The sequence below is a fragment of the Kluyvera ascorbata ATCC 33433 genome (assembly GCF_000735365.1).
In the GTDB taxonomy this organism is placed as follows: domain Bacteria; phylum Pseudomonadota; class Gammaproteobacteria; order Enterobacterales; family Enterobacteriaceae; genus Kluyvera; species Kluyvera ascorbata.
On the sequence record NZ_JMPL01000024.1, the window covers coordinates 38,879 to 49,347 of the forward strand.

10 protein-coding genes are annotated in these 10,469 nt (G+C 53.9%); 6 read left to right on the plus strand and 4 right to left on the minus strand.

The features are described from left to right. Window position 1: 1 nt before the first annotated feature. Window positions 2-940: a 1-phosphofructokinase gene (fruK, locus tag GKAS_RS08630; RefSeq protein ID WP_035893469.1), complete on the minus strand. Its 939-nt coding sequence runs from the start codon at window positions 938-940 to the stop codon at window positions 2-4. Next, on the minus strand, window positions 941-2,071 hold the full coding sequence (gene fruB / locus GKAS_RS08635) for a fused PTS fructose transporter subunit IIA/HPr protein (RefSeq protein ID WP_035893471.1): 1,131 nt from the start codon (window positions 2,069-2,071) through the stop codon (window positions 941-943). A gap of 361 nt (window positions 2,072-2,432) precedes the next feature. On the opposite strand from fruB, the gene setB reads away from it, so the two are divergent. Beyond that, entirely contained in the window at window positions 2,433-3,614 is a 1,182-nt protein-coding gene (gene setB / locus GKAS_RS08640) for a sugar efflux transporter SetB (RefSeq protein ID WP_035893473.1), read from the plus strand. Here setB and GKAS_RS08645 read toward each other — a convergent pair. Then, window positions 3,611-3,865 (minus strand): YkgJ family cysteine cluster protein, encoded by a 255-nt coding sequence (locus tag GKAS_RS08645; RefSeq protein WP_035893475.1) that lies wholly within the window; start codon window positions 3,863-3,865, stop codon window positions 3,611-3,613. The two genes, setB and GKAS_RS08645, sit on opposite strands and share 4 nt — an antisense overlap. Before the next feature lie 153 nt (window positions 3,866-4,018). Here GKAS_RS08645 and yeiP point away from each other — a divergent pair, with 153 nt between their 5' ends. Next, on the plus strand, window positions 4,019-4,591 hold the full coding sequence (yeiP, locus tag GKAS_RS08650; RefSeq protein ID WP_035893477.1) for an elongation factor P-like protein YeiP: 573 nt from the start codon (window positions 4,019-4,021) through the stop codon (window positions 4,589-4,591). 122 nt (window positions 4,592-4,713) lie between these two features. Here yeiP and uxuA read toward each other — a convergent pair whose 3' ends face one another. Then, window positions 4,714-5,904 carry a mannonate dehydratase gene (gene uxuA, locus GKAS_RS08655; RefSeq protein WP_035893479.1) on the minus strand — a complete coding sequence of 397 codons (1,191 nt, stop codon included), beginning with the start codon at window positions 5,902-5,904 and terminating at the stop codon, window positions 4,714-4,716. 205 nt (window positions 5,905-6,109) lie between these two features. Between uxuA and GKAS_RS08660 the strand changes: the two genes are divergently transcribed. From GKAS_RS08660 to mepS, 4 genes are all read left to right on the plus strand, one after another. Next, entirely contained in the window at window positions 6,110-7,576 is a 1,467-nt protein-coding gene (locus GKAS_RS08660; protein WP_035893481.1) for a mannitol dehydrogenase family protein, read from the plus strand. A gap of 124 nt (window positions 7,577-7,700) precedes the next feature. Further along, window positions 7,701-8,678 (plus strand): CobW family GTP-binding protein, encoded by a 978-nt coding sequence (locus tag GKAS_RS08665; protein WP_035893483.1) that lies wholly within the window; start codon window positions 7,701-7,703, stop codon window positions 8,676-8,678. Window positions 8,679-8,713: 35 nt separating this feature from the next. Further along, window positions 8,714-9,439, plus strand: coding sequence for a phosphatase PAP2 family protein (locus GKAS_RS08670; protein WP_035893491.1), 726 nt, complete (start codon window positions 8,714-8,716; stop codon window positions 9,437-9,439). A gap of 417 nt (window positions 9,440-9,856) precedes the next feature. Beyond that, a complete protein-coding gene (mepS, locus tag GKAS_RS08675) occupies window positions 9,857-10,429 on the plus strand; it encodes a bifunctional murein DD-endopeptidase/murein LD-carboxypeptidase (protein WP_035893485.1) in 573 nt (190 codons plus the stop codon). The last annotated feature ends 40 nt before the right edge of the window (window positions 10,430-10,469 follow it).

Consider the following 10,469-nt stretch of genomic DNA (forward strand, 5'->3'; position numbering starts at 1 on the left):
GTTAGTTAAAAGGTTTCAGGTCGACACGCGCCATCATCGCGGCCAACTGGGTACGATCGGTAATGCCGACGTTGCTCTGGCTTACCGCCAGCGCGGCAACGGCAGTCGCCAGACGCAGGGTATGCTCGCTGGACTCACGCATCAGCAGGCCGTAAATCAGACCGCCAACCATGGAATCCCCCGCCCCTACCGTGCTTACCACTTCCACTGACGGCGGCTTGGCAATCCACTCGCCGGAGGCGTTAACCCACAGCGCGCCTTCCGCACCCAGTGAAATCACCACATGGGCAATGCCCTGCTCGCGCAGCGCGTGAGCCGCTTCAATCACATCTTTCATCTCAGGCAGCTTACGGCCAGCCCAGATTTCCAGCTCGCGACGGTTTGGCTTAACCAGCCATGGCGCCGCTTTCAGACCCGCAACCAGCGCTTCGCGGCTGCTGTCGAAAATAATGCACGGACACTGGCTGCGCAGGCGCGTCATCCAGTCGGTGAACGCTTCCGGGCTAACGCCCGCTGGCAGACTGCCGCTCACGCACACCATGTCGAACTGACCAAGCCAGGTCAGAGAATCGTTAACAAAGCGTTCCCAGTCAGACGCGGTAACGTCAAAACCGGAGAAGTTAAAGTCGGTGACTTCGCCGTCTTTCTCGGTCAGCTTGACGTTAATACGGGTACGGCCCTGAACGACCTGGAAACGGTTAGCAATGCCCAGTTCGCTGAACAGCTGCTGAAAACCATCCTGGTTGTCTTTACCGAGGAAACCGCCAACGGTGACGTCGATGCCAAGATCTTTCAGTACCTTAGCAACGTTGATACCTTTACCCGCTGCATGCAGACCGGTAGTACGTACCAGGTTAACTTCCCCACGCTCGATTTCTGGCGTGAACCCTACCAAATCATAGGCCGGGTTTAAGGTAATTGTGGCTACTCTTCTGCTCATTTATGCGCCCTCCCCAAGGCCTGCAGCAATGGCTTCGCCAATAGCGTCCAGCGCCTGACGAGCATCATCCCCCTGTGCCGTGAAGCGCAGGCGATGACCTTTTTTAACGCCCAGCGCGACAACCTTCATCAGGCTACGTCCGTTGGCTGGTTTACCGCTGCCGTCAAGGTTGGTTACGGTAATGTCACTGCTAAACTGTTTAATGGTATTCACCAGCACGGTGCCCGGACGGGCGTGCAGGCCATGTTCGTTACGTACGACAAACTCTTCGCTGAGCAGGTCGTCAGCCAGCGCGTCATCGCTAGTCAGCAGCGCCAGCAGCGTGGCGGCATCGGCATTCAGCAGACGTTCAGCTTTGTTGTCCAGCAGCAGGTTAACCAGGCGGTTAAGCACCGCGGTCGGCTGGGCATCGGCCATCGCGACGGTAATCAGCACGGAGGCAGCAGCATCGTCAACGGTAAACGGCGTCGCCGCACGACTGACCGCAATAGCGCTGCGCAGGTTGCCTTCAGCGCTGTCGTTCAGCCAGATACCCTGGCCCAGATTCAGCGGTTGATCGTTAATCACGCGCGCCACAAAGTTAGCGTCTACCGCACCTGCTTCTTTCAGACGCGCGGCGTTCAGCGCCTGCAGCGTCACCAGGTCACTGGCGACAACGTCAATTGAGAGCGTGTCGTTATCAAGCTTCAGCGCTTCGCTTTGCTTTTCACCCATCAACAGCGCGCGCAGCTCTTCAGCGGTGGTCGCGGTTTTCAGCTGTTCAGCCACCGCATCATCGCTTAGGACGTGCGTCAGCTGACGCAGCAGGCCGAGATGTTCGTCGGAGCTGGCGGCGATACCGATGGCAACATACGCCGTCTGGCCTTCGCCCCAGGTGACGCCTTGTGGAAATTGATAAACCTGAACACCGGTTTTCAGCACCTGATCGCGGGTATCGGTGGTGCCGTGCGGAATCGCAATGCCGTTGCCAAGGAAAGTGGAGGTTTGTTGCTCACGCGCCAGCATACCGGCAACGTAACCATCAGCGACGTTGCCTGCGCTGACGAGCGCTGCAGCAACCTGCTGAATAGCCTCTTCTTTATTCGCGGCCTGCTGGCCGGGATGAATATCCTGAACAGTTAACTGGAACATGGTTCCCCTCGCTCGCTGAATTGAATCGATTCAGCTTTTGTGAGAAAAAATCGCCGTGCTTAGCGGGTTAGGTGCTGAAGACGACGCTGAAACGTTTCAATAATTTTGTGCCTTTCTTAATCAGCCTGCAAGTTTTGCTGACAAATTGATTGCATAAATTAGATCTACAGCACATTTCATTATCATTCTCGCCACATTTGCTGAAGCACCTGTGCGCCCTTATCAGCCGCTTCAGCTAGATGTAAGCCAGATTTTGAAATGGCCTTTTATTTTTTCGTGCCGAATTTGATTTAGGTGACTGTTCATTTTCTGAGTCGCGTCGTAAACTCCCCGCCTCTCCTTATGTGACCGATAAAACAACATGCAAAACAGTACCGCCGCCGCCCCACGGCGATCGTTTGATTTCACCTCATCGTCTTTTCTGATTGTGGCTTTTTTAACCGGTATTGCCGGTGCGCTGCAGACCCCAACATTGAGTCTGTTTCTGAGCAATGAAGTACACGTTCGCCCGGCGATGGTGGGCTTCTTTTTCACCGGCAGCGCGGTTATCGGCATCCTCGTCAGCCAGTTTCTGGCAAGCTACTCGGATAAACGTGGCGACCGAAAAAATCTGATCGTTGGCTGCTGTCTGCTTGGCGTGCTCGCCTGCGTCCTGTTTGCCTGGAACCGTAACTACTTTATTTTGCTGTTTGTCGGCGTCTTCCTGAGCAGCTTTGGCTCAACGGCGAACCCGCAAATGTTCGCCCTTGCCCGTGAGCACGCCGATAAAACCGGCCGCGAAGCGGTAATGTTCAGCTCGATTATGCGTGCGCAGGTATCACTGGCATGGGTGATTGGCCCACCGCTGGCCTACGCGCTGGCGATGGGTTTCAGCTTTACGGTGATGTATCTCAGTGCCGCAGTAGCGTTTGTGGTGTGCGGTGCAATGGTCTGGCTATTCCTGCCTACCATGCGTAAAGAGAAAGCCGCCGCCAGCGGTTCGATTCAGGCTCCGCGTACCAACCGCAAAGATGCCCTGCTGCTGTTCGTTATCTGCACGCTGATGTGGGGCACCAACAGCCTCTATATCATTAATATGCCGCTCTACATCATCAATGAGCTGCACCTGCCGGAGAAACTGGCCGGAGTGATGATGGGCACGGCTGCCGGCCTTGAAATTCCAACGATGCTCATCGCGGGCTATTTCGCTAAACGATTGGGAAAACGCTTTCTGATGCGCCTGGCGGCCGTCGCCGGACTATTCTTCTATATAGGTATGCTGACCTTCAATAGCCCAACGTTGCTGCTCGCGATGCAGCTGCTGAACGCCATCTATATCGGTATTCTCGGTGGGATTGGGATGCTTTACTTCCAGGATCTGATGCCTGGCCAGGCAGGTTCAGCAACCACGCTGTACGCCAACACGTCGCGCGTCGGCTGGATTATCGCCGGTTCGCTGGCGGGCGTGGTGGCCGAAATCTGGAACTACCACACCGTGTTCTGGATTGCGCTGGCGCTTTGCGTCGCCACCCTCGGCTGTCTGGTGCGAATTAAAGACGTTTAGGGCGCGGTAAGCGCTTCGAGGTTCAGCAAATAGGTCATCGCCGCATCTCGGTTTACCCCGCACATTTCCCGTGCGGGCTGTAGCCCGGCGCACACTTTAGGGCGCAGCGGTGAACCAAAGATTTTACAGCGCTGGCGTTCGTCAAGCTGTACGCAGGGCGTGTTCGCCGGTTTGCCATCAGGCATGCCGGGAATTGGGCTCGAGATTGAAGGTGCAGTGCAGCAAGCCCCGCAGTCCGGACGACATTCCATCGCGGGTTCTCAGTTGTGTTGATAGGTGGTTGCGCGCACAGTACCACCTTTTGAGCAAGCATAGCAAAAGCCTTTAATTCCACTTGCCTGAAACGCCCGGCACGAGTACTTTTACGCGATATTTTTGACACCCTAGTTCACAGGATAATTGCAATGCCAAGAGCGAACGAAATTAAAAAAGGTATGGTGCTGAATTACAACGGCAAGCTGCTGATTGTAAAAAATATTGATATTCAGTCACCGAGCGCCCGTGGCGCGGCAACGCTGTACAAAATGCGCTTCTCCGACGTCAGCACCGGTCTGAAAGTTGAAGAGCGCTTTAAAGGCGACGATATGGTCGATACCGTGACCCTGAACCGCCGCTTCGTCGACTTCTCCTACATCGACGGCAACGAATACGTATTCATGGATAAAGAAGATTACACCCCGTACATCTTCACCCACGACCAGATTGCTGAAGAGCTGCAGTTCATTCCTGAAGGCGGTATGCCGGAAATGCAGGTTCTGCTGTGGGATGGCCGGGTTCTGGCGCTGGAACTGCCGCAGACGGTGGATCTGGAAATCGTGGAAACGGCTCCAGGTATCAAAGGCGCATCTGCAAGCTCCCGTACCAAGCCAGCAACGCTGACCACCGGTCTGGTTGTGCAGGTTCCTGAATACCTGACTACCGGCGAGAAAATCCGCATTCATATCGAAGAAAAACGCTATATGGGCCGTGCGGACTAATCTGTATCAGGCAATGTGCATCGTTCTGCCTGATGGCGCTTCGCTTATCAGGCCTACTCGATAGTGCAAACAAAAAGGGCAGCCGTTTTGGCTGCCCTTTCCTATTTCGGGAAAATGACGAATTACAACAGATCGCGGAACTTAGTCATTTTCAGCGCCAGCTCAACGCCGCGTACTTCCGCCAGACCTTTCAGACGACCAATCGCCGAGTAGCCCGGGTTAGTTTTCTTCTTCAGGTCGTCCAGCATCTGATGACCGTGGTCAGGACGCATTGGAATAGGACGCAGATCGCCCGCTTTCTTACGACGCTGTTCTTCGGTCAGGATGGCATCAACCACCGCTACCATGTTCACGTCGCCCTGCAGGTGAGCGGCTTCGTGGAAGGTTTTTGGGTTCCCTTCACGGCAGGTAGAACGCAGGTGCGTGAAGTGGATACGGTCGCCGAAGGTCTCGATCATTTTCACCAGATCGTTATCCGCACGCACGCCGTAAGAACCGGTACACATAGTGAAACCGTTGTTGATGCTATCGACGGTCTCTTTCAGCCACTGCATATCTTCGATGGTAGAAACGATACGCGGCAGGCCAAGGATTGGGCGCGGTGGATCGTCCGGGTGAACGGCAAGGCGCACGCCAACTTCTTCAGCAACCGGCACGATGGCGCGCAGGAAGACGGCCATATTTTCACGCAGATTTTCTTTGCTGATGTGGTCGTATTCCGCGAGGCGCGCACGGAACTGATCCAGGGTATAACCCTCTTCCGCACCCGGCAGGCCAGCAATGATGTTGCGAGTCAGCTTGGTGACTTCCGCTTCGGTCATCGCCTTGAAATATTCCTGCGCCTGACGCTGCTCTTCAGCGGTGTAATCCGCCTGCGCGCCTTCACGCTTCAGGATATGCAGTTCAAACGCGGCGAACGCAATCTGATCAAAGCGCAGGGCTTTAGAACCATCCTCCAGCGTGTACTCGAGGTCGGTACGCGTCCAATCGAGGATAGGCATAAAGTTGTAGCAGACGGTGTCAATGCCACATTCAGCCAGGTTTCGGATGCTCTGCTGGTAATTAGCAATCCAGGTTTTGTATTCACCGGAGCCGGTTTTAATGTCTTCGTGAACCGGGATACTTTCAACAACGGACCAGGTCAGGCCTTTTTCAGCCAGCATCGCTTTGCGCTGTTTAATTTCTTCAACCGGCCATACCTGACCGTTTGGAATGTGGTGCAATGCCGTTACGACGCCCGTCGCGCCAGCCTGACGCACATCATCAAGAGATACCGGATCGTTCGGACCGTACCAACGCCAGGTTTGTTCCATTGCTCAACCCTCTAAAGTTGTTATACCAATAAAATCGCTGTTAATGACGACTACCATACATGTTTATTTATGAGCGTCAATAAATCCGCTGGGATTGATTGATCAAGCTCACATTAACGCGATAAATACGGCATACCAATTTAATTTGCTGTCATATAACTTTACACTGCAAACGTTAATTAATCGTTAATCGGATGTGTGAACAATGAATACAATCGCCTCAATTGCCCTCCCCGCCCACGTGCAGTTACCTCAATATGATAGACAACAGCTACGTTCGCGGATTGTGCATTTTGGTTTTGGTGCCTTCCACCGCGCCCACCAGGCGCTGCTAACCAACCGGGTGCTGAACCAGCACGGTGGCGATTGGGGAATTTGTGAAATCAGCCTTTTCAGCGGCGATGTGCTGATGAGCCAGCTTCGTCAGCAGGATCACCTATTTACGGTGATGGAAAAGAGCGCTGCGGGCAACCAGCCGATCGTGATTGGCGCGGTTCACGAATGCCTGAACGCTAAGCTCGACTCGCTTGCCGCCATCATCGAAAAATTCTGTGAGCCTCAGGTGGCGATCGTCTCACTGACGATCACCGAAAAAGGCTACTGCATCGATCCGGCGACTGGCCATCTGGACTTTACCCAGCCGCGGATCGTCCACGATCTTGAACATCCAACCGAACCGCACTCTGCACCAGGCATTCTCGTAGAAGCACTGCACCGCCGCCGTGATCGTGGACTACCTGCCTTTACCGTTCTCTCCTGTGACAATATCCCTGATAACGGCCACGTAGTGAAAAACGCCGTGCTGGACATGGCTACCCGCCGTGACCCCGCGCTTGCGAGCTGGATTGCTGAACATGTCAGCTTCCCAGGCACCATGGTCGACCGTATCGTGCCCGCAGCAACCGAAGCGTCGCTGGCAGAAATCAGCCAGGAATTAGGCGTAGTAGACCCGTGCGCCATCAGCTGCGAACCGTTTATTCAATGGGTGATTGAAGACAACTTTGTTGCCGGACGCCCTGACTGGGGCAGCGTCGGGGCACAGATGGTGAGTGACGTGCTGCCGTGGGAAGAGATGAAACTGCGTATGCTCAACGGTAGCCATTCCTTCCTTGCCTACCTCGGTTATCTTGCCGGTTATGCGCACATCAGCGACTGTATGCAGGATGAATCCTACCGCCGTGCCGCACGTCATCTGATGATGGCCGAACAGGCTCCTACGCTGCGGATTACCGATGTGGACCTCGGCGTGTATGCTGACAGCCTCATCGACCGCTTCAGCAACCCGGCGCTACAGCACCGTACCTGGCAGATTGCGATGGACGGTAGCCAGAAGCTGCCACAGCGCCTGCTTGACGGCATTCGCATTCATCTCAAAAATGGCAGCCGCTGGCCGCTGCTGGCGTTAGCCGTGGCAGGCTGGATGCGTTACGTGAGCGGGGTCGATGATGCTGGTCAACCGATTGACGTGCGTGACCCGCTGGCGGAAAAAATCCGCGGTATTGTGGATAACAGCACTGATGAGAACCGCGTTGCAGCGCTGCTGACGCTGCAAGAAATCTTCAGCAGCGATTTACCGGCCAATCCGCAGTTTGTCGCGGCGGTCCAGCAAGCCTGGCAAAATCTGGTTCATCAGGGCGCACGCCAGGCCGTGCTGACCGCGCTCAATAGTTAGCATTTTCTGCTGTTTTGCGGACTAACAGTGGATTGGTCCACCTTAACACTTCTCTTTTTGACGCTGCTTCGCCAGGATAAAGTGATCCAGTTAACACTATCACTATGTCCTCGGCGGAGTTTTCGTGACTAAAACCAATCTGATCACCGGCTTTCTCGGCAGCGGGAAAACCACTTCAATTCTCCATCTGCTCGCTAATAAACCCACCGACGAAAAATGGGCCGTGCTGGTCAATGAGTTTGGCGAAGTCGGCATTGATGGTGCTCTGCTGGCGGACAGCGGTGCGCTGCTAAAAGAGATCCCCGGCGGCTGCATGTGCTGCGTGAACGGCCTGCCGATGCAGGTGGGTTTGAATACGCTGCTGCGTCAGGGAAAACCCGACCGTTTGCTGATTGAGCCTACCGGTCTCGGCCACCCGAAACAGATCCTCGATTTGCTCACTGCTCCGGTCTACGAGCCTTGGATAGACCTGCGCGCCACCCTGTGCATAATGGACCCGCGTCAGTTATTGGACGAAAAAATCGCCACCAACGAAAACTTCCGCGATCAGCTCGCGGCGGCCGATATTATCGTCAGCAACAAGGCAGACCGCGCAACGCCCGAAAGCCAGCAGGCGATGACCCATTGGTGGCAACAGAATGGCGCTGAGCGTCTGCACGTTGAAACCACCCAGGGTAATATTGATGTTGCCCTGCTGGATATGCCCCGCAGCAACACCCTACAACTGAAAGCCAGCGCCGCGCATTCGCACTCTCACCCATCAAATAAGGGGCTTGGCGCGTTGAGCCTGCCAGAGCACCAGCGCTGGCGCCGAAGCGTCAATGAGGGGCAAGGCTACTTTGCCTGCGGCTGGATATTTGATGCCGACACCGAATTTGACACCATTGGCCTGCTGGAGTGGGCGCGTCTGGCGCCAGTCACTCGTTTGAAGGCGGTAATGCGCATTCCTGAGGGGCTGGTCCGCATTAACCGCCAGGGCGCGGACCTGCACATTGAAACGCAGAATGTTGCACCACCAGACAGCCGTATTGAACTGATAAACGATGCACAAACCGACTGGAACCCACTACAAACGGCGCTGTTGAAACTTCGTTTAGGGTGAAACCGCTAAGGTTTCAGCCGAGACTAATTGCTATGATGATTAAAATGCGTACACGTTTTCCCCTGATTCTTCTCCTTAACGCCGCCGGTGTGGCGTTATTTCTCTCCTGGTTTCTGCCGGCCAACCATGGATTCTGGTCCGTGGCTGACCTCGCTATTTTTCACGCCTTTAACCAGGGTTTAAACGCAGATAATCTGGGCTACGCCTGGTTCTTAGCCATTATTAATAACCGCGCGTTCGACGGCTGCTCGCTGCTGGCAATGGGCTGCCTGATGCTGAGCTACTGGCTGAAAGAAACGACGGCGGGTCGTCGTCGTATTGTTATTATCGGCCTGGTGATGTTGCTGGCAGCGGTGATCATTAACCAGTTGGCGCAGCATCTGATGCCGGTGACCCGCAGTAGCCCGTCACTCTCTGTGCCTGGCGTTCACCGCGTTAGCGACTTTATCGACTTCTCAACCAAAGACGGCTCTCGGGACAGTTTCCCGGGCGACCACGGAATGATGCTGTTGATATTCGCGACCTTCATGTGGCGCTATTTCGGCCGTAACGCGTTTCTTATTTCGCTGGTCATTTTTGTGGTTTTTGCCTTCCCACGCGTGATGATTGGCGCTCACTGGTTCACCGATATTGCCGTCGGTTCCCTAACCGCGGTACTGATTGGTGCACCATGGGTTCTGATGACGTCATTAAGCGATAAAGTGGTTGCCTTGTTCGAGCGAAATTTGCCCAATTTGACCAAAGCAAAATCGGCGCAATAAATAACCAATTCATCTGATATTCCAGAAAGAGGGTTGCACCCTCTTTTTCTTTTTTTAATCGCTTACCGCAACGGTCATCTTCTCGTCACAATATTCATTTTGATAATGAATGAGTTGCCCATTTTTTATTCATAAATGCCGTAATTTTGCCCATTCACATTTTTTAACTTTGTGTATCACTATTTCTTATAAAAAATCGGCCAAAAGCGCTCGCAATGCCGCTTTCGTTAAGGTAATCTCATTCGCGTTTGTCGTTTCAAAGTGCAATTATTCGGTTCTCAAATAAAACTTTGTGCGCTATGCCACAAAACTGAATTCAAAGAATTGTCTCATTGATTGCGTGTATTTAGTCTCAGACGCGTTTGGCATTTTTTATAACGACTCCATCGTTAAGGACTTCAAGGGAAAACAACGAAAATGGTCAAATCTCAGCCGATTTTGAGATATATCTTGCGAGCGATTCCAGCAGTAGCAGTTGCGGTTCTGCTTTCTGCCTGTAGTTCCACGAGTAACACCGCTAAGAACATGCATTCTGAGACGCATGCAGTGGGCACCGAAGATGCCTCGTCACTGCAAGCCTCTCAGGATGAATTTGAAACCATGGTGCGTAACCTCGACGTTAAATCCCGTCTGATGGATCAATACGCAGGATGGAAAGGTGTTCGTTACCGCTTAGGCGGCGACACCAAGCGCGGTATCGACTGCTCCAGCTTTGTGCAGCGTACCTTCCGCGAACAGTTTGGCTTAGAGTTGCCGCGCTCCACCTGGGAGCAGCAGGAAACGGGCAAATCCGTTAAACGCAGTCAGCTCCGAACCGGTGATTTAGTGTTGTTCCGTGCCGGCTCTACCGGCCGCCATGTAGGCATCTACATCGGCAACAACCAGTTTGTTCATGCTTCCACCAGCAGTGGTGTGACCATTTCCAGCATGAACGAACCGTACTGGAATAAACGTTACAACGAAGCTCGCCGTGTCCTGAGTCGTTCGTAATGCCGTTTACCGTCGGTTTCCCTTGGCTGACGGTAAGCAT